Below are 17,349 nucleotides of genomic sequence, written 5' to 3' on the forward strand. Positions count from 1 at the left end.
TCAAAGCTCCTTGCGGATGTCGACGATGCGCAGGACGCCGGCGACCATCAACAGCACCAGCACCAGGAGCACGACCGCGTTGGCGGCGGCTGCGGGATACTGCAGCAGCGACATCTGGTTCTTCATCATCAGTGCGACCGATGCGCTCTGGCCGCCCGACATCACCTGCACGGTGGAGAAATCGGCCATCACCAGCGTGACGACGAAGATCGTGCCGATCGCCATGCCGGGCTTGGCCAGCGGGATCACGACGTTCCACAGCACCTGCCAGCCAGAAGCGCCGGCATCACGCGCCGCCTCGAACAGCGAGCGGTCGATACGCATCAACGTATTGAAGATCGGCGTCACCATGAACAGCGTATAGAGATGCACCATGGCCAGCACGACCGCGAATTCGGAATAGAGCAGCCACTCGATCGGCTTCGGCACCAGCCCCATGTGCACCAGCGTCGAATTGATCAGCCCGTTGCGGCCAAGCACCGGGATCCACGAGATCATGCGGATGATGTTGGAGGTCAGGAACGGCACCGTGCAGACCAGGAACAGCACCATTTGCATGGCCGTGGTGCGGATGTGGAAGGCAAGGAAATAGGCGACCCAGAAGCCTATGAACAAAGTCAGCGCCCAGACGATGGCGGCGAACTTGATGGTGTTGAGATAGGTCTTCCACGTCACCCAGGAGCCAAGCACGTCGGAATAGTTCGTCGTCAGGAAATCCGGATACATGGCAGCGAAGTCGTAATCCCAGAAAGACACGACGGCGATCATGATGATGGGCAGCAGCAGGAACGCACCGAGGATGAGTGCCAGCGGCGCTGACTGCAAATAGGGCGCGACGGCACCGAGCGAGAAGCGGCGGCGCTTGCTGGGACTGGCGGCGGCGATGGCGGGGCGTTCGAGCGCGACTGTCATCCATGCTCTCGGGTTTGGCGATGCGGCCGGAACCGCGTTCCCTTCTCCCGGAAGTGGGAGAAGGGGTAGAGGAGGGATGCTGCTTGTTCCCTTACGCCGCGATAAACTCGTTCCAGCGCTTCACCATGTAGCGGTCCTCGTCCATGACCGAGTTCCAGCAGGCGACCTTGCCCATGCGCTCTTCGAACGAGCCGCCGTCGCGCACGGCGCCGGCCTTTTCCATGACGGTGCCATCCGGTGCCTTGATCTCGCCCTTGGCAGGCTTGCCCTCGATCCAGTAGCCCCATTCGTCCTCGGACATGAACTTCTTGGCCGAGACCATATTGGCCGAGTAGTAGCCTTGGCGATTGAGATAGCCGCCGACCCAGCCCGACGTATACCAGTTGATGTATTCGTAGGCCGCGTCGAGCTCGGCACCCTTGAGATGCGCGGCAAGGCCAAGGCCGCCGCCCCATGAGCGGTAGCCTTCCTTGAGCGGCTGGAAGCGGCAGGCGATGCCCTTCGAGCGCACGGCAGCGACCGCCGGCGACCACATGGACTGGATGACCACTTCGCCCGATGCCATCAGGTTGACGCTCTCGTCGAACGACTTCCAGAAGGCACGGAACTGGCCGGCCTGCTTGGCTTTGATCAGGAAGTCGATGGTCTTGTCGATTTCTTCCTTGGTCATGTTGCCCTTGTCGGCATATTTGATGTTGCCGGTGGCCTCCATGATCATGGCCGCATCCATGATGCCGATGGATGGGATGTTGAGAATCGCGGTCTTGCCCTTGAAGGCCGGGTCCATGATGTCGGCCCAGGTGGTGATGTCGCGGCCGACGAGGTCGGGCCGGATGCCCAACGTATCGGCGTTGTAGATGGTCGGCACCATGGTGAACCAGTTGGTCGGCGCCTTGGCGAAGGTCTTTGAATCCTGCGCCTCGACATAGCCGACGGTGTGCGGCGCGGTGCCCTGGGCGATGACGCTATCCGGAGTGAGCTTGCCGGTTTTGAACAGCGGCACCAGCTCGTCGTAATATTTCAACTTGCTGACATCCATCGGCTGAAGCACGCCGCTCGGGAACACCTTCTTGCAGATCCAGTATTCGATGTCGGCAATGTCGTAGCTGTCGGGCTGGGTCACGGCGCGCTGAGCTGCGGCATCGGAATCGGTCGCCGTCATTTCCAGCGTGATACCGAGGTCGGCCTTGCACTTGTCGGCAATGGCATTCAGGTTCGACACGCCGGTGCCGAATTGGCGCAGCGTGATGTTGGACTGCGCCCAGATGGTCGGGAAGCCTGTGATGGCGCCCGAGCCCGCGGCGAGGCCGACGGCAGCGGCCCCCGTCTTGAGCAGAGAGCGGCGCGAAATTCCCGTTTTTGTTTCAGTTGTCTTTGTCATGTTCATTCCCCTGTCTTGTTTTGGTTTGGTGCGTCACTGAGTGTTGAATGAAGGCGGTCATCAATTGAGACGGCCAAGAACGACCGCGTCCTGCCGGTCCCAGGCGAGCGGCACGGCATCGCCGACGGCGACCGGTTTTGCGAAGAAATCAGAATCGTCGACGATCACCGTGAAGTCGTCGATGCCGGCGCCGTTGACCGACAGCTTTACGGAATGGCCGCGATACTCGATGTTTGAGACGATGCCAGTGAAGCCGAGGCCGGGTGAGGGCGCTTCACCGATGCGCACATGGTCGGTGCGGATGGCGATGTCGATCGGTGCGCCCGCATCCTGGCCCTGGCCGCTTGCGGCAAGGGAGCCGCCGCCATTGACGTCGAAGACCACCATGCCGTCGCGTGCGCCGGTGACGCGGCCCGAGATGACGTTATGGTCGCCCATGAAGCGAGCGACGAAGGCCGTGGCCGGCCGCTCGAACACCTCGCGCGGGGGCGCGGCCTGTTCGATGCGGCCGTCATTCATCACCACGATCAGGTCCGCCAAGGCCATGGCTTCCTCCTGGCTGTGGGTGACGTGGACAAAGGTGATGCCAAGCGAGGTCTGCAATTTCTTCAGTTCGGCGCGCATGCGTATCTTCAGGAACGGGTCGAGCGCCGACAGCGGCTCGTCGAGCAGCAGCGCCTCGGGATCGGTGATCAGCGCCCGCGCCAACGCCACGCGCTGCTGCTGGCCGCCGGAAAGCTGCGCCGGCTTGCGCGTCGCATAGGTCTCCATCTGCATCAGCTTGAGCATGTCGAGCGCCTTGGCGCGGCGCTGCTCCTTGTCGATGCCCATCATCTTCAGGCTGAAGGCGACATTGTCGACAAGGTCGAGATGCGGGAACAGTGCGTAGGACTGGAACATCATCGCGGTGCCGCGCTTGGCCGGCGGCAGGTCGGTGACGACGGTGTTGCCGAGCCGCACATCCCCCGACGAAATGCTTTCGTGCCCGGCGATCATGCGCAGTGTCGAGGTCTTGCCGCAGCCGGAGGGCCCGAGCAGGCAGCAATAAGTGCCTGCCGGTATCTTCAGGCTGATCTGTTCGACAGCGGTCGTCATTCCGTAAACTTTCGAAACGGACACTATGTCGATCTCGGCGGCTTTGGACATTCACGCTTTCCCGTTTGGTCGCATTAACCAAAGCATCATGCGTGCCAGTTCGGTGGCGCTCGGCCAAGCGATTGAATTGTCTGAAAAATCAGGATTCCGAATTGCTGCCTATCTGGGGGGCCGCCTTGTGCATTGCACAAATTATGAGCGATTGTGCTCGATCTGCACAAAAATCGTATGCAATCTTTTTTGCGTTCGTGTCCACCTTGCCTCTCGTGCGGCGAGGACGAGTCGCGCTAGAAGAGGCCAGGAACATCATCGCCATGAACATTGCCGATCAGATCTATTCCGCAGCCGATAGCGCCAATCAGGATCGCGCCCAGGCGATCCGCGACAATCTGCGCGACGCCATCGTCGACCGTCGGCTGGCGCCCGGCACCAAGCTGTCGGAAGGCGAGGTCGGCACGCTGTTTGATGTCTCGCGCACCGTCGCGCGCGCAGCGCTGCAGATGCTGTCCTTCGAGGGGTTGGTGCGTACTGAGCGAAACCGAGGTGCCTTCGTTGCCAACCCTTCGCCCGAGGAAGCGCGCCAGGTGTTCGCCTCCCGCCGGCTGATCGAGCCTGGCATCGCGATCGCTGCTTGCGGGCGCATAACCGCGGCCAACCTCGCTGCGTTCAGGGCGCAACTCGATGAGGAAGGTCGCTTCATCGCCGAACGCGGCCCGACCGCTCGGCGCTCAGAAATCAAGGCATCGGGCGATTTCCACCTGCTGCTCGCCTCCGTCGCCGGCAATGCCATCCTGCAGCGTTTCATGGAGGAACTGGTGGCGCGTTCGTCGCTGGTCATCGCCCTTTACGGACGGTCCGGCGTTTCGGCCTGCGGGCACAGCGAGCACACGGAAATTGTCGGCGCGCTGGAGAGCGGCGATTGCGGATTGGTGAGCCGACTGATGCTGCACCATATCGACCACATAGAAGCTGATCTCGACCTGCGAGTCAGGGCCGGTCCGGCGCTACGCGAAGCTCTCAATTTTTGACGCTAGTTTTCGTCGTCGGCAGCGGCGGGCACTGCCTGTCCGGCAGCCTTGCGGCGCAGCAACTTGGTCAGCTTCCAGACCGTCGGATTGTTCTTGATGTAGGCTTTGGCCCGCGCCCCCTGTCGCAGCGCCGACGCGAGGGCGCGTCCCTTCAGTGTCAAGGGCACCAGCACCTCGAAATGCCGGGTCTCGATATCGCACCAAAGCCGCTTGTAGGGTTCATCGCCGACCGAGAAGTCATAGACTTCGAAACCTGTCTGGCAGGCTTCCTGGATGTTGTCGAAGAACAGGAAGTCGCCGGGGCTGGTGTGGCCGAGATCGTCCTCGGCAATGGCGCCGAATTCGCAGATCAGGCGTTTGCCTGAGCGGCTCGAGCCGGTGATGGCGCGCAGCTTGCCGGCGACCTCAAGCCCATGCAGCAGGAAGGATGGTTTTTCCTCGGCAAGTGCGTCGACGAACAGTGCGCGGAAGAAGGCACGCACCTCCGGTTCGCCGAAGACATTTGCGATGCCCATCTTGGCGAAGCGGAACTCCTTCATGGCGAAGAAGGCATCGAGCAGCCTGTCCACCTCTTCCGGTGTCCGCGCTTCGATGCGGCGATGGCTGCCGACAGCCTCGAACTTGCGCGTCTGCGAACGGTGCTTCTTGCGCTTGCGCTTGCCACTCGCACGCGACAGCAGCGCATCGAAGCCACCATCGAGGTCGATGGCGAGCGACAAATTGGGGCTGGGGAAATGTGCGAATGCCGCCAATGGATTGGCAATGCCATCAAGGTCAGGCAGCAGCCTTTCCAGCGCAACAAGATCGATATCGGGACGCGCCTTGGCGATTGCCGTCAAAAGGGTGCGGACGGCCGGGGCATCGGCCTTTGCTAGCCATGCTTTATCAGCGGCGGCGAAATTGCCGTTGGCGTGACGCCCGCCCAAAAAACGGGCGACACGGAATGGACCGGATCGCGTGATTTCCAGTGCCAGCGAGAAGACCGGCTTGTCCTCGATTTTCAGCGTTGCGACGATGGCATCGGGATTGGCTTGCGCTGTCCATGCGCAGGCCCAGGCCGCGCTCTGCGCCGGCGCGAACAGCGCCGAACGGCAGAATTCCCCGTAATAGGCGAGCGCCGCGGCGTCGGCGATCGACACCGACAGGCTGGTCTGGTCGGCAGCCGTCGCTCGCGCAGACGCCTTGCTTGCGGCGAGCCGATTGCCGTCAAATGACGCGGTGGCGTCAACCATACCTCAATCCTTAAGGCGTATTCGTCGCGATCAGGGAGTTCGCGTCGGCGCGTTCCGTGCTTGGATTGAGCCTAGGCGCAAAAGGTGAATGAATGATCGACGGCGGGGAGGCAGTTCGGAAACTGGCGCTTAACATCGCCCGCTTTACCGGCCTTGCACCGCTGGCCAAACCGTTCGTCGGCGGCATCGGCGCCATCCTTATGCTGCACCGGGTCACCGCCACACCGGAGAAGCCCGACGGTGTCAACCGCCACCTCAACATTGCCCCGCGTTTCCTCGACGCCTTGGTCGGCGACATGAAGGCGAGGGGCTACGCCTTCGTCACGCTTGACGAGGCGATCGAGCGCATCAAGGCCGGCGGCAAGGATGGCCAGTTCGCCACCATCACCGCCGACGACGCCTACCGCGACAACATGACCGAAGCGCTGCCGGTGTTGGAAAAGCACGACGCGCCGATCACCATCTATGTCGCGCCGGGCTTGATCGACGGCAGCGCCGATTTGTGGTGGGACGTCGTCGAGGATATCGTCAACGCGCGCGACCGGCTGACGCTGGCGACGCCGAAGGGGCCGGTTTCGATCGACTGCTCGACCCACGGCAAGAAGCTCCAGGCCAATGCGCGCTTGCACGGTTACCTGACGCTTGAGGTGCGCGAGGAGGATCAGCGCGCCGCGCTGCGCGATCTCGCGCGCTCGAACGGCATCGAACTCGATGCCCTGCGTTCAAGCACGCTGATGACCTGGGATGACATACGCGCCATGGCCGGGCACAGGCTGGTGACCATCGGCGCGCACACGGTCAACCATCGCAATCTGAAGCGGCTTGACGAAGCGGATGCGCGCCAAGAGATCGGCGACGTCAGGCGCCAGCTGCAGGCGCAGCTCGGCGAAGAGCCGCGCCATCTCGCCTACCCCTATGGCTATGCCAGCGCTGTCGGCTGCCGCGAAGTGGGCTTCGCCCGCGACGCCGGCTACGCCTCGGCGGTGACCACCCGACATGGGGTGCTGCATGCCGAGCATGCCGGCTTCCTGCACGCGCTGCCGCGCATTTCGGTCAATGGCCGCTACCAGAGCGTCGCCCATATCCGCACCATGTTGTCGGGTGTGACGACGCCGCTGGCCAATGCCGGCAAGATGGTGGTGACCATCTGAGATGGTGACCATCTGAGATGGTGGTGACGATCTAGGCTATGCCGATATTCAGGTGAGGCCGGCCTGCAAACGGTTGCCTCAGCGCTTCACCGGCGGCTCCAGGATCAGCCATTTGATGATACCCATTGCCGGCAGCACCCAGAACAGGCCGCTGAACAGGAAGAACAGGAAGTGCACCAGCGGGCCGGATTCCGACAGCTGCGCCACCGCTATGATCGACGCGACCAGCGCATAGATGATGACCAGCGCGACCAGCAGGAAGGTTCCGATCAGCTTTTTCAGGCGGATGGGCATGAGGCGTTCTCGTTGATCGCCTTCGCTTAGGCTTAACCGGGGGCGCGCGCAACCCGCCAGTTGCGGCGCGACGGCGTGCCGCGCCGTCCGGTCTTGTCAGCCGGGTTGCGATGGTTCACCACTCCGCTACTTAAACCTGCCGGGACTTAGCCTATGGCTGCCATATCAGCTGCCGCGCCTTACACGGCCCGCGACCGCGACCTCAACAACCGGGCGCTGGTGCGCGGCTGGCTCTATGTCGTGATCTTGGTGTTGTTTGCGCTGGTGCTCGTTGGCGGCGCCACCAGGCTCACCAATTCCGGCCTGTCGATCACCGAATGGAAGCCGATCCACGGCGTGATACCGCCGCTCAACGACGCCGAGTGGCAGGAGGAATTTCAGCTCTACCAGAAGATCCCGCAATATGCCGAGCTCAACCAGGGCATGAGCCTCGACGCCTTCAAGTCGATCTTCTGGTGGGAATGGGCGCACCGCATTCTCGCGCGCAGCGTCGGACTCGTCTTTGGCCTGCCGCTGCTGGCTTTCTGGGCGACGCGCCGCATCGAACGCGGCCTTGGGCCAAAACTGCTCGGCATTCTCCTGCTCGGTGGTCTGCAAGGCGCCATCGGCTGGTGGATGGTGGCCTCCGGCCTTGTCGACCGCGTCTCCGTAAGCCAATACCGGCTGGCCACGCATCTGACGCTGGCAGCACTGATATTCACCGCCAGCATGGTGGTGGCGCGCGGCCTGGCGCCGCATTCCGAGCCCGCCGCCGACCGGTCGACGCAAAGGCTCGCCGGCTTCATTGTGCTGCTGGCGCTGGTCCAGATCTATCTCGGCGGCCTGGTCGCCGGGCTCGACGCCGGGCTGAGCTACAACACCTGGCCGCTGATGGACGGCAAGATCATCCCCAGTGACCTGCTGCTGCTTGAACCGGCCTGGCGCAATTTCTTCGAGAACCCGAAGACGGTGCAGTTCGTCCATCGGCTCGGCGCCTATACAGTCTTCGCCGTTGCGCTCTGGCATATGATCGCGACCCGCATGCGCCAGCCGGGAACGACCCATGCAAGGCGCGCGATGCTGCTGTTTCTGCTGGTGCTGGTTCAGGCCTCGATCGGCATCGGCACCCTGTTGATGCAGGTGCCGCTGCACATGGCGCTGACTCATCAGGCGTTCGCGCTTGTCCTGCTGGGTTTTGCCGCCGCGCACTGGCGCGGCACCAAGGGCGCCTATCCGCTACCAACGAGACCGCCGATGAAGCGCAGGTACGTGCTCCTTGTCGGTGTTGGCGTCTCGTTGGTTGCGGCTGGGATACGTCTATCCCTGCCGCCGGTGTAGTTTCCCTAGGGTGGCGAACTGACTGCCCGCTACATCCAGAAGAGGGTCGAGCCCTTCGTCTTGGCGCCGTCGAACTCGGCCTGGCGGGCGGCGGCGCTGGACGGGGTCGATTGCTGCTGCTGCTCGGACGCCTTTGCCTGAGACGAGCTTGAAACCGCGCTGACCATGATCCGAATCCCCTCGTGGACGCTGTCCGTGTCTAGGCCATTCATGGTGAACAGGTGGCTACCTGGACTTCACGAGGTTGTCATCGGACGCACCGACCTTCCAGCGCTTGGGAAAGGCTGGCGCATCCATTTCAGAGGCCGAGCATCAGGTCCATGTTCTGCACGGCCGCACCCGAGGCACCCTTGCCGAGATTGTCATAGACGGCAATCAGCAGCGCCTGTGCCCTGTCGTCATTGGCAAAGACATAGACCTTCATGCGGTTGGTGCCGTTATAGACCTCCGGATTGATCTCCGGCATGCGCTCCATATGCGCGTAGGGCGCCACCTCGACCACGCCGCCTTGGATGGCGGCAAAATGGTCGGCGATCGCAGCGTGCAGTTCAGCACCGGTCGGCACATGGTCGAGACCGCCGAGCTGCAGCGGCACCACCGTGATCATGCCTTGGGCGAAATTGCCGACCGCCGGCTGCATGATCGGATCGTGCGACAGCTTTGCGTAGGTCCTGAGCTCCGGCACGTGCTTGTGCTGCAGGGTCAGCCCATAGGGCAGGAATTCCGAGGCATCCTCGCCCTGGGCGACATACTCCTCGATCATCGGCCGACCGCCGCCCGAATAGCCCGAAATGCCGTTGACCGTGACAGGGAAATCCGGCGGCAGCAGGCCTGCCGTCACCAGCGGCCGCAGCGTCGCGATCGGTCCTTGCGGCCAGCAGCCGGGATTGGCGACGCGCCTGGCGTTGGCAATGGTCCTGGCCTGTCCCTTGTCCAGTTCAGCGAAGCCGTATTCCCAGCCCTCGGCGACGCGATGCGCCGTCGAGGCGTCGATCACCTTGGTGGTGTCGTTAGCAATCAGCGACACGCTTTCCTTGGCGGCGGCATCCGGCAGGCACAGGATCGCGACATCGGCGGCATTGAGGAATTCGGCGCGCGCCGCCGTTTCCTTGCGGCGCTCGGTCGGGATCGAGATGATCTCGAGATCGCCGCGCTCGGCCAGCAGCGCCCTGATCTGCAGGCCGGTGGTACCGTGTTCGCCATCGATGAAGATTTTCGGTTTCATGTTCCTGCAAAGTTCCCTGCTAATTCAAACCTATATGCCTTGGCCGTGGTTCGCCGCGCCATGATTGCCATTGTTCAACTCGAAGGCCCGCGCCTTTCGTTCGGCCACCAGACCGAGATAGTGCATAGCCACCATCGAGCCGGCGATCGCCGTTATATCGGCGTGATCATAGGCCGGCGCAACCTCAACGACATCGGCGCCGACAATATCGACCTGGCCGAGCTGGCGCAGCGTTGACAGGATTTTTGCCGAGGACGGTCCGCCGGCGACCGGCGTGCCGGTGCCGGGCGCAAAGGCCGGATCGAGGCAATCGATGTCGAAGGTCAGATAGGTCTTCCTGCCGCCGGTGCGGTCGACAATGGCATAGGCGATGTCTGACGCCCGCATCTCCTCGATCTCGTGGCCGTAGAGGATCTTGATGCCGAACGTGTCGGGCGCATGGGTGCGGATGCCGATCTGGATCGAGCGGTCGGGATCGATGATGCCTTCAATGACGGCGCGGCCGACGAAGGAGCCGTGGTCGATGCGCTTGCCGTCATCCGGCCAGGTGTCCTGGTGGGCGTCGAACTGCACCAGCGCCAGCGGCCCGTGGATGGCGGCATGCGCCTTGAGCAGCGGCCAGGTGACGAAATGGTCGCCGCCGAGCGACAAAAGGAAAGCGCCCGATTTCAGGATCTTCCCCGCCTCGCGCTCGATCGTGCCTGGCGTCTTCTGGTGATTGCCCGAATCGAGCAGGCAATCGCCGCAATCGACAACGGCCAGATGCTCGAACAGGTCGCGCGAGAATGGATATTGCGGGTCGTTGTCGAGGATCGCCGAGGCGCGGCGGATCGCTTGCGGCCCAAAGCGCGCGCCCGGCCGGTTGGTGACGGCGGCATCAAAGGGAATGCCCCATACCACCGCGTCCGCGCCCTTTACATCTTTGGTGTATTTGCGCCGCATGAACGACAGCGCGCCGGCATAGGTCGGCTCGAAGGATGCCCCCGTCTTGGAGCGGGCGGTGAAGGCGTTATCGATGGTCTGGTTCGCCATTATGGGTCCTCTTTGTTCATCGGGCTGCCACAACTACAGAACCGGCACGCAAGATACCAGTCGCAGCGTGGCGAAACGCCGTAGCGTTCTACAGGCTGCCTTCTCAATTCCGCTTCGGCGCGCTGCCGGCATGGTTTCAGCACGACTTTGTTGCAGCGGCGCGACAATCCACTAGCCGGCTTCGTTCACCGGCCTGTCACTGACGTCGCCTATCCCCGGGTCGATCCTGCAAGGAGCGATTCTCGATGCGGACCATATGGCTGAGCGTTCTGCTCTCGACAGCGCTTGTGGCCTTCACCGGCCAGGCATTGGCGGGCGAAACCCGCGCCCGGCAGATCCTCGACCGCTTCGAACATGCCAACCAGTGGCGCGACCACGTCATGATTGCCGCGCATCGCGCCGGCAGCATGCAGGCCGGCAAGACGCTCTATGCCGAAAACTCGCTCGCCGCCGTCGAAGGCGCGATTACCATTGGTGCTGAGATCGTCGAGGTCGACATCAGGCGCTCGAAGGATGGCGAATTCGTCGTCATGCATGACAGCTGGCTCGACCGCACCACGAATTGCAAGGGCGAGGTGGTCAACTACACGCTGGCCGAACTCAAACGCTGCAGGCTGGTGGTCGAAGGCACCGGTGCTGTCACCGATGAAGCCGTGTCGACGCTGCGCGAAATGCTGCTGGCGACCAAGGATCGCATCCTGATCAACCTCGATAACAAACTCGATGTCCAGGCGCTGCCCGGCATGATCGCTGTTGCCCGCGACCTCGGCATGGCCGAACAGGTGATCGTCAAGGAAAACCTGTGGAGCCACCAGCGGATCGACACGGTCAAGGCGACGCTCGATGCGGCCGGCGGTGGCTTCCAGTTCATGCCGATCATCGCCGACGATGCGGTGCACGACGCTGCCTTCGCCGAGCAGGTCGGCAAGGCTTTTGCGCCCGGCGCGATCGAGTTGATCAACTGGCGGGCAGGGGCTGAGACGCTGACGCAGACCGGGGGACCGCTGTTCAGCACCCGCATGCGGGCGGTGTCGGTGCGCGGCGGCTGGCACATCTGGGCCGACACCTACGCCATCGTCAACAAGCGGGGCGGCTTCCTCTCCGGCGGCCGCGGTGACGAACTGGCGGTCGCGGCCAGCCTGCCGGCCGAGACCTGGGGTTTCTGGGCCGAGCGCGGCGCCACCATCATCCAAACCGACGAACCGAAGGTTGCGATTGACTGGCTGGCGGCAAATGGGTTTCGCGTGCCTTATGCCGATGAGGCAAAGCCGGCCGAGCCGGCGAGTACGGCGAGTATCAATTAACCGTTTGACGTTGGCGCCATCACCCCACCCGGCGCTGCGCGCCGACCTCCCCATCGACGGGAGGTAGGGCCTCACGGCAGACCTTCGTTCGGCGGTGGTGTGTCTTGGCTGCAAGAATCGGAGCGCCGAATAGCGCGACGCCCCTACCTCCCCTCGATGGGGAGGTCGCGCCGAAGGCGCGGGTGGGGTGACTGCCGAGCCCCTGAAGATAGGCCTCAAGCCGCCTCCGCAACCCCATCGAGTTCCCTCATCACATCCGCCGGCAGCTCCAGCTCCGCCACCGCCAAATTCTCTCTGAGATGCCCGACCGACGATGTCCCCGGAATCAGCAGGATGTTCGGCGCGCGCTTGAGCAACCAGGCCAGCGCGACCTGCAACGGCGTGGCGCCAAGGCGCGCGGCGACATCCGACAAAGTCGACGACTGCAACGGGTTGAAGCCGCCGAGTGGGAAGAACGGCACATAGGCGATGCCGTCGCGGGCAAGATTGTCGATCAGGGCATCGTCGTCCCGATGCGCCAGATTGTACTGGTTCTGCACGCAGACGATCTCGGCGATCCGGCGGCCTTCCTCGACCTGCGCAGGGGTGACGTTGCTCAGGCCGATATGGCGCACCAGTCCCTTGCGCTGCAACTCGGCAAGCGCAGTCAGCTGCGCCTCGATCGAGCCCTCAGTCGGCCCCATCCCGAACATGATGCGCAGATTGACGACGTCCAGCACTTCAAGTCCGAGATTCATGAGGTTGTCGTGCACGGCCTGGGTGAGTTCCTTGGGCGAGGAAGCCGGCAGCCAGGACGCATCGCTGCCGCGGCGGGCGCCGATCTTGGTGACGATGACGAGATCTTCGGGATAAGGCGACAGCGCTTCGCGAATAATCTGGTTGGTGACGTGCGGGCCGTAATAGTCGCAGGTGTCGATATGGTCCACGCCCGATGACACCGCCTCGCGCAGCACTGCCAGCGCGGCGTCGCGATCCTTGGGCGGGCCAAACACGTGGGGCCCGGCAAGTTGCATGGCGCCATAGCCGAGGCGACGGACCGTGCGGTCGCCGAGCCCATAGGCGCCGGATTTGTCGATATTGGACATTGCTGCTTCTCCTTGTGTCTCGGCGATGGAGATAGAGCATGGCCGCTGTCTCGATAACCGGATATAATCGAAACAACTTGTGCGGATTTGCGAACAATGGCGGCTGACCTCAACGATCTCCAGGCATTCCTCGCCGTGGCGCGCGCCGGCGGTTTTCGCGAGGCCGCACGATCGACCGCAGGCAGTGCCTCCGCGCTTAGCGAAGCCGTTCGCCGTCTGGAAACCCAGCTGGGTGTGCGGCTCTTCAACCGCACCACGCGCAGCGTCGCGCTCACCGAAGCCGGTGGCGGCCTGCTGGCGCGGCTCGGCCCGGCGCTGGGTGAAGTCGAGGCGGCGCTCGACGTGGTGAATGGTTTTCGCGACCGGCCGGCGGGAACCTTGCGGCTCAATGTTCCCGTCAGCGCGTCACGGCTGGTGCTGCCCAAGATCGTGCCGGGGTTTCTTGCCGCCTATCCGGCGATCCGGCTGGAGGTGGTCGTGGAGGAGAGCTTTGTCGATCTGCTTGCCGCCGGCTGCGACGCCGGCATCCGTTACGACGAACGGCTGGAGCAGGACATGATCGCGGTGCCGATAGGACCGCGCGTCCAGCGCTTCACCACCTCTGCCGCGCCAGCCTACCTCGATCGTAAGGGCCGGCCGCAACACCCCAGCGAACTGCTTGGCCATGCCTGCCTGCGCGGCCGCTTCCCCAGTGGAGCCATGACGCCTTGGGAATTCGAGCGCGATGGCGAGGTGGTGCGGGTCGATACGTCGGGGCCGTTGATCGTCGGCATCGGTGGAGGCGTCGATCTCAATATCCATGCCGCGATTGCCGGCGTAGGCATCCTTTGGCTCTTCGAAGATTGGGTGCGCCCACATTTCGACAGCGGCGTCCTGGAACCCATACTGGAACCGTGGTGGCAAAGTTTTCCGGGACCGTTTCTCTATTATCCCGGGCGGCGTCTGGTGCCGGCGCCGTTGCGCGCCTTCATCGACTACATCAAGACGCCAGCCGGACGCGGCCAATAACTGTGTTCGGCGCCATCACCCCACCCGGCGCTGCGCGCCGACCTCCCTATCGAGGGGAGGTAGGTCGCCGCGCCATGGGACTGCCTGCCTTAGTGGATTGTTCGACGGTGAACCTGCCGTGGCCCCTACCTCCCCTCGATGGGGAGGTCGCGCCGAAGGCGCGGGCGGGGTGATTGCCGAGACCTCAAACAAAAAGGCCGCCCGAAGGCGGCCTTTTCGATAATCCAAACTGCGTGGCGCTTAGCGCTTCGAGAACTGGAAGGAACGACGGGCCTTCGCCTTGCCGTACTTCTTGCGCTCGACGACGCGGCTGTCGCGCGTCAGGAAGCCGCCCTTTTTGAGCACCGCGCGCAGCGCCGGCTCGTAGTAGGTCAGCGCCTTCGAGATGCCGTGACGAACGGCACCGGCCTGGCCGGACAGGCCGCCGCCGATGACGGTGGCGACGATATCGTACTGGCCGGCGCGGTTGGAGGCGATGATCGGCTGGTTGAGGATCATCTGCAGGACCGGACGCGCGAAATAGGCTGCGAATTCCTTGTCGTTGACGACGATCTTGCCGGAGCCCGGCTTCACCCAGACGCGCGCAATGGCGTTCTTGCGCTTGCCGGTGGCATAGGCGCGGCCCGACTTGTCGAGCTTCTGGACATGGACGGGGGCCGCGGCCTGCGTGTTGGCGTTGCCGGTGGCGGCGCCCAGTTCTGCGAGCGAGGAAAGCTCAGCCATCTTATGCGACCTTCTTGTTCTTGGAATTCAGCTTGGCCACGTCGAGGATCTCGGGCTGCTGGGCGACGTGCGGATGCTCTGCGCCTGCATAGACGCGCAGGTTCTTCATCTGGCGACGGCCGAGCGGGCCACGCGGGACCATGCGCTCAACGGCCTTCTCGACGACACGCTCGGGGAAACGGCCCTCGAGCAGCTGGCGCGCGGTGCGCTCCTTGATGCCGCCGGGGTGGCCGGTGTGCCAGTAATAGACCTTGTCGGTGAATTTCTTGCCGGTGAACACCACCTTGTCGGCATTGATGACGATGACATTGTCACCATCGTCGACATGAGGGGTGAAGGTGGGCTTGTGCTTGCCGCGAAGATGATTGGCGATGACAGTGGCGAGACGGCCGACGACGAGACCCTCGGCGTCGATCAGCACCCACTTCTTCACCACATCCGCAGGCTTCTGCGAAAAGGTTGCCATGGATTTTGTCACTTTCGGTTTGGACCTTCTCCGAACGATCGAGAAAGCGTTTCTTGTTGCTTGAATTGGTGACAAGGCACTTGCCCGCCGCCAATAACAAAACGGCGGCCTTTGCGGGCCGCTGCTTCGGGAGGGCTTATAGGCGAGGGGACTTTGCACGTCAAGGCGCGGGAAAAGCTCGATAGTGCGCAAAGAGTAATAAAAACAAATACTTGGCAAAAAGGTATTATTTTACCACATCGCCGATCCGCTTCGGCGGGATCGAATAGGTGCCCGTGGCATGGGCTACCGTGTGCCCCTCCGATCGGGCAACAATGTCGATATCGAACACCATCAGGCTCTTGCCCAGCTTAAGGATGCGGCAATGGCCGTCGATCGGCCCGGCCTCGGCCTTGCGCATGAAATTGATGTTGAGGTTGGTGGTCACCGATAGGGCATCCGGTCCGGCGTGGCTGAGCACGCAGACATAGCCGCCAATGTCGGCCAGCGTGAACAGGCAGGGGCCGGACACTGTGCCGCCGGGGCGCAGATGCCGCTCGTTGGCGTTGAGCCGCACAGTACAGCCGCCAGGGAAAACGTCCAGCGCCTCGTACGACGCGAATTCGTCGTTGAGCTGCGGGTAAACGCTGGCCATCAGCGCATTGACTTCGGTTGCCGTCAGCACCGGCTTGAGATTGTCCTGGGCGGGCATGTCGGTCTCTCGTTCTATTCCGGGCCTGTATGACCGCAATGGCGCGTTTCTGGCAACACCTTCACCCTTCTGGCGCAAGCGATGGGTGTTGATGAAACCCGATCCGATATTAGATAGTCTGTCGGCGCCAGCGGAATCGCGGAGACCTTGTCATGGCCGAAATCCTTGCCATCAAACCTGCTGCCATAGATGGGCCGGTCATCGCAAGGCTGGACAAGGGCGTGCTGCGCCTGACGCTCGCCAACCCGCCCGCCAATGCATTGTCGCTTTCCGTTATGGCGGCGCTGAGTGCCGAACTCGATCAGGCCAAGGCCAACAAATCCGTTCGTGTCATCGTCTTGGCAGCGGCCGGAAAGGTTTTTTGTGCCGGCCATGACCTCAAGGAAATGACCGCGCGCCGTGCCGATGCGGATAAGGGCAAGGCGTTCTTCGAGCAGACATTTTCGGCCTGCGGGGCGTTGATGCAGGCAATCGTTCGCCATCCTCTGCCGATAATCGCCGAGGTCGACGGCCTCGCCACCGCCGCCGGGCTGCAAATGGTCGCCAGCTGCGATCTCGCCATTGCCTCGCATGAGGCCACCTTCTGCACGCCGGGCGTCAACATCGGCCTGTTCTGTTCGACACCGATGGTGGCGCTGTCGCGCAACGTCTCGCGCAAGCACGCCATGGAAATGCTTTTGACCGGCGAGACCATCGACGCGGCAACCGCCAAGGAGTTCGGCCTGGTCAACCGCGTCGTGCCGCGTGAATACCTGAATCAGATCGTCACCAAATACGCGCAAACCATTGCTTCCAAATCATCTTTGGTGGTCAAGACCGGCAAGGAAGCCTTTTACGCGCAGGCCGAAATGGGCTTGGCCGACGCCTATGCCTTTACCGGCCGCACCATGGTCGAGAACATGCTGGCGCGCGACGCCGAGGAGGGCATCGGCGCCTTCATCGGCAAGCGCAAGCCGGAATGGACGGACGACTAAACCATGGAACCGCGCATCTCCATCATTACCATCGCCACCGACGATCTCGACCGCGCCGTGCGCTTTTATGAGGGCATGGGCCTCAAGCGTCATGCCGGCATCACCGACGGTGTCGCTTTCTTCCAGATGGGTGGCGCCATTCTCGGCCTGTTTCCGCGCGAAAGCGCAGAAGAAGATTCAGGCATCACCTTCGCCAGGGCGCCGTCGGCGGTCTACCTCGCCTACAACACCCGCTCCGACGCCGAGGTCGACGCGGTGCTTGCCGCCGCCGAGAAGGCCGGCGGCAAAATCGTCAAGCCTGCCGGGCGAGCCTTCTGGGGCGGCTGGTACGGTTATTTCGCCGATGCAGACGGCCATGTCTGGGAAGTCGCGCACAATCCGGCCTTTCCGATCGCGGATGATGGCACCATCTCGCTGCCGGGCTGATCGGT

General features: G+C 63.0%; 19 protein-coding genes. 7 read left to right on the top strand and 12 right to left on the bottom strand.

What is annotated here, in order from left to right:
- The 3 genes from ACWGTO_RS17545 to ACWGTO_RS17555 all read right to left on the bottom strand — a co-directional run bounded on the left by ACWGTO_RS17545 (window position 1) and on the right by ACWGTO_RS17555 (window position 3,439).
- Complete coding sequence (locus tag ACWGTO_RS17545) at window positions 1-912, bottom strand: ABC transporter permease (RefSeq protein WP_454576073.1); 912 nt, start codon at window positions 910-912, stop codon at window positions 1-3.
- Window positions 913-1,003: 91 nt separating this feature from the next.
- Window positions 1,004-2,293 (bottom strand): ABC transporter substrate-binding protein, encoded by a 1,290-nt coding sequence (locus ACWGTO_RS17550; protein WP_454576074.1) that lies wholly within the window; start codon window positions 2,291-2,293, stop codon window positions 1,004-1,006.
- Between the two features lie 60 nt (window positions 2,294-2,353).
- Complete coding sequence (locus tag ACWGTO_RS17555; RefSeq protein ID WP_454576075.1) at window positions 2,354-3,439, bottom strand: ABC transporter ATP-binding protein; 1,086 nt, start codon at window positions 3,437-3,439, stop codon at window positions 2,354-2,356.
- Window positions 3,440-3,702: 263 nt separating this feature from the next.
- Here ACWGTO_RS17555 and ACWGTO_RS17560 point away from each other — a divergent pair, with 263 nt between their 5' ends.
- Complete coding sequence (locus ACWGTO_RS17560; protein WP_454576076.1) at window positions 3,703-4,416, top strand: GntR family transcriptional regulator; 714 nt, start codon at window positions 3,703-3,705, stop codon at window positions 4,414-4,416.
- 2 nt (window positions 4,417-4,418) lie between these two features.
- On the opposite strand, the gene ACWGTO_RS17565 is transcribed toward ACWGTO_RS17560, so the two are convergent.
- Window positions 4,419-5,648: a GNAT family N-acetyltransferase gene (locus tag ACWGTO_RS17565; protein WP_454576077.1), complete on the bottom strand. Its 1,230-nt coding sequence runs from the start codon at window positions 5,646-5,648 to the stop codon at window positions 4,419-4,421.
- 92 nt (window positions 5,649-5,740) lie between these two features.
- Here ACWGTO_RS17565 and ACWGTO_RS17570 point away from each other — a divergent pair, with 92 nt between their 5' ends.
- Window positions 5,741-6,799, top strand: coding sequence for a polysaccharide deacetylase family protein (locus ACWGTO_RS17570; protein WP_454576078.1), 1,059 nt, complete (start codon window positions 5,741-5,743; stop codon window positions 6,797-6,799).
- Between the two features lie 78 nt (window positions 6,800-6,877).
- On the opposite strand, the gene ACWGTO_RS17575 is transcribed toward ACWGTO_RS17570, so the two are convergent.
- Window positions 6,878-7,093 (bottom strand): DUF2842 domain-containing protein, encoded by a 216-nt coding sequence (locus tag ACWGTO_RS17575; RefSeq protein ID WP_454576079.1) that lies wholly within the window; start codon window positions 7,091-7,093, stop codon window positions 6,878-6,880.
- A gap of 153 nt (window positions 7,094-7,246) precedes the next feature.
- On the opposite strand from ACWGTO_RS17575, the gene ACWGTO_RS17580 reads away from it, so the two are divergent.
- Entirely contained in the window at window positions 7,247-8,410 is a 1,164-nt protein-coding gene (locus ACWGTO_RS17580; RefSeq protein ID WP_454576080.1) for a COX15/CtaA family protein, read from the top strand.
- Window positions 8,411-8,439: 29 nt separating this feature from the next.
- Here the strand turns inward: ACWGTO_RS17580 and ACWGTO_RS17585 are convergent, their stop codons facing one another.
- The 3 genes from ACWGTO_RS17585 to speB form a co-directional block, all read right to left on the bottom strand.
- The gene (locus ACWGTO_RS17585; RefSeq protein ID WP_454576081.1) at window positions 8,440-8,577 is read right to left on the bottom strand and encodes a hypothetical protein; all 138 of its coding nucleotides are present in this window, start codon (window positions 8,575-8,577) and stop codon (window positions 8,440-8,442) included.
- 131 nt (window positions 8,578-8,708) lie between these two features.
- Window positions 8,709-9,635, bottom strand: a complete 927-nt coding sequence (gene argC, locus ACWGTO_RS17590; RefSeq protein WP_454576082.1) for an N-acetyl-gamma-glutamyl-phosphate reductase — start codon at window positions 9,633-9,635, stop codon at window positions 8,709-8,711.
- 30 nt (window positions 9,636-9,665) lie between these two features.
- Window positions 9,666-10,667, bottom strand: coding sequence for an agmatinase (gene speB, locus ACWGTO_RS17595; protein WP_454576083.1), 1,002 nt, complete (start codon window positions 10,665-10,667; stop codon window positions 9,666-9,668).
- A 245-nt stretch (window positions 10,668-10,912) separates the two neighbouring features.
- On the opposite strand from speB, the gene ACWGTO_RS17600 reads away from it, so the two are divergent.
- Entirely contained in the window at window positions 10,913-11,971 is a 1,059-nt protein-coding gene (locus ACWGTO_RS17600) for a glycerophosphodiester phosphodiesterase family protein (protein ID WP_454576084.1), read from the top strand.
- Window positions 11,972-12,186: 215 nt separating this feature from the next.
- Here the strand turns inward: ACWGTO_RS17600 and ACWGTO_RS17605 are convergent, their stop codons facing one another.
- Entirely contained in the window at window positions 12,187-13,056 is an 870-nt protein-coding gene (locus ACWGTO_RS17605) for an aldo/keto reductase family oxidoreductase (RefSeq protein WP_454576085.1), read from the bottom strand.
- A 96-nt stretch (window positions 13,057-13,152) separates the two neighbouring features.
- Here ACWGTO_RS17605 and ACWGTO_RS17610 point away from each other — a divergent pair, with 96 nt between their 5' ends.
- Entirely contained in the window at window positions 13,153-14,064 is a 912-nt protein-coding gene (locus ACWGTO_RS17610; protein WP_454576086.1) for a LysR family transcriptional regulator, read from the top strand.
- A gap of 240 nt (window positions 14,065-14,304) precedes the next feature.
- Here the strand turns inward: ACWGTO_RS17610 and rpsI are convergent, their stop codons facing one another.
- From rpsI to ACWGTO_RS17625, 3 genes are all read right to left on the bottom strand, one after another.
- Window positions 14,305-14,787 (bottom strand): 30S ribosomal protein S9, encoded by a 483-nt coding sequence (rpsI, locus tag ACWGTO_RS17615; protein WP_454576087.1) that lies wholly within the window; start codon window positions 14,785-14,787, stop codon window positions 14,305-14,307.
- Between the two features lies 1 nt (window position 14,788).
- Complete coding sequence (gene rplM / locus ACWGTO_RS17620; protein ID WP_135900798.1) at window positions 14,789-15,253, bottom strand: 50S ribosomal protein L13; 465 nt, start codon at window positions 15,251-15,253, stop codon at window positions 14,789-14,791.
- 226 nt (window positions 15,254-15,479) lie between these two features.
- Window positions 15,480-15,944, bottom strand: coding sequence for a PaaI family thioesterase (locus tag ACWGTO_RS17625; protein ID WP_454576088.1), 465 nt, complete (start codon window positions 15,942-15,944; stop codon window positions 15,480-15,482).
- A 152-nt stretch (window positions 15,945-16,096) separates the two neighbouring features.
- Between ACWGTO_RS17625 and ACWGTO_RS17630 the strand changes: the two genes are divergently transcribed.
- Together ACWGTO_RS17630 and ACWGTO_RS17635 are read left to right on the top strand one after the other, a co-directional pair.
- The gene (locus ACWGTO_RS17630) at window positions 16,097-16,918 is read left to right on the top strand and encodes an enoyl-CoA hydratase (protein WP_454576089.1); all 822 of its coding nucleotides are present in this window, start codon (window positions 16,097-16,099) and stop codon (window positions 16,916-16,918) included.
- 3 nt (window positions 16,919-16,921) lie between these two features.
- Window positions 16,922-17,344 (top strand): VOC family protein, encoded by a 423-nt coding sequence (locus ACWGTO_RS17635; protein ID WP_454576090.1) that lies wholly within the window; start codon window positions 16,922-16,924, stop codon window positions 17,342-17,344.
- Window positions 17,345-17,349: the final 5 nt, after the last annotated feature.

The sequence above is a fragment of the Mesorhizobium sp. PL10 genome (assembly GCF_053714315.1).

What these genes read in the sequence shown, in the direction of transcription:
- ACWGTO_RS17565 (WP_454576077.1), bottom strand. Translation starts at nt 5,648, where the DNA reads ATGGTTGACGCCACCGCGTCATTTGACGGCAATCGGCTCGCCGCAAGC.
- speB (WP_454576083.1), bottom strand. Translation starts at nt 10,667, where the DNA reads ATGGCGAACCAGACCATCGATAACGCCTTCACCGCCCGCTCCAAGACG.
- ACWGTO_RS17580 (WP_454576080.1), top strand. Translation starts at nt 7,247, where the DNA reads ATGGCTGCCATATCAGCTGCCGCGCCTTACACGGCCCGCGACCGCGAC.
- ACWGTO_RS17555 (WP_454576075.1), bottom strand. Translation starts at nt 3,439, where the DNA reads ATGTCCAAAGCCGCCGAGATCGACATAGTGTCCGTTTCGAAAGTTTAC.
- rplM (WP_135900798.1), bottom strand. Translation starts at nt 15,253, where the DNA reads ATGGCAACCTTTTCGCAGAAGCCTGCGGATGTGGTGAAGAAGTGGGTG.
- argC (WP_454576082.1), bottom strand. Translation starts at nt 9,635, where the DNA reads ATGAAACCGAAAATCTTCATCGATGGCGAACACGGTACCACCGGCCTG.
- ACWGTO_RS17600 (WP_454576084.1), top strand. Translation starts at nt 10,913, where the DNA reads ATGCGGACCATATGGCTGAGCGTTCTGCTCTCGACAGCGCTTGTGGCC.
- ACWGTO_RS17560 (WP_454576076.1), top strand. Translation starts at nt 3,703, where the DNA reads ATGAACATTGCCGATCAGATCTATTCCGCAGCCGATAGCGCCAATCAG.
- ACWGTO_RS17610 (WP_454576086.1), top strand. Translation starts at nt 13,153, where the DNA reads ATGGCGGCTGACCTCAACGATCTCCAGGCATTCCTCGCCGTGGCGCGC.
- ACWGTO_RS17605 (WP_454576085.1), bottom strand. Translation starts at nt 13,056, where the DNA reads ATGTCCAATATCGACAAATCCGGCGCCTATGGGCTCGGCGACCGCACG.
- ACWGTO_RS17575 (WP_454576079.1), bottom strand. Translation starts at nt 7,093, where the DNA reads ATGCCCATCCGCCTGAAAAAGCTGATCGGAACCTTCCTGCTGGTCGCG.
- ACWGTO_RS17625 (WP_454576088.1), bottom strand. Translation starts at nt 15,944, where the DNA reads ATGCCCGCCCAGGACAATCTCAAGCCGGTGCTGACGGCAACCGAAGTC.
- ACWGTO_RS17635 (WP_454576090.1), top strand. Translation starts at nt 16,922, where the DNA reads ATGGAACCGCGCATCTCCATCATTACCATCGCCACCGACGATCTCGAC.
- rpsI (WP_454576087.1), bottom strand. Translation starts at nt 14,787, where the DNA reads ATGGCTGAGCTTTCCTCGCTCGCAGAACTGGGCGCCGCCACCGGCAAC.
- ACWGTO_RS17550 (WP_454576074.1), bottom strand. Translation starts at nt 2,293, where the DNA reads ATGACAAAGACAACTGAAACAAAAACGGGAATTTCGCGCCGCTCTCTG.
- ACWGTO_RS17585 (WP_454576081.1), bottom strand. Translation starts at nt 8,577, where the DNA reads ATGGTCAGCGCGGTTTCAAGCTCGTCTCAGGCAAAGGCGTCCGAGCAG.
- ACWGTO_RS17570 (WP_454576078.1), top strand. Translation starts at nt 5,741, where the DNA reads ATGATCGACGGCGGGGAGGCAGTTCGGAAACTGGCGCTTAACATCGCC.
- ACWGTO_RS17630 (WP_454576089.1), top strand. Translation starts at nt 16,097, where the DNA reads ATGGCCGAAATCCTTGCCATCAAACCTGCTGCCATAGATGGGCCGGTC.
- ACWGTO_RS17545 (WP_454576073.1), bottom strand. Translation starts at nt 912, where the DNA reads ATGACAGTCGCGCTCGAACGCCCCGCCATCGCCGCCGCCAGTCCCAGC.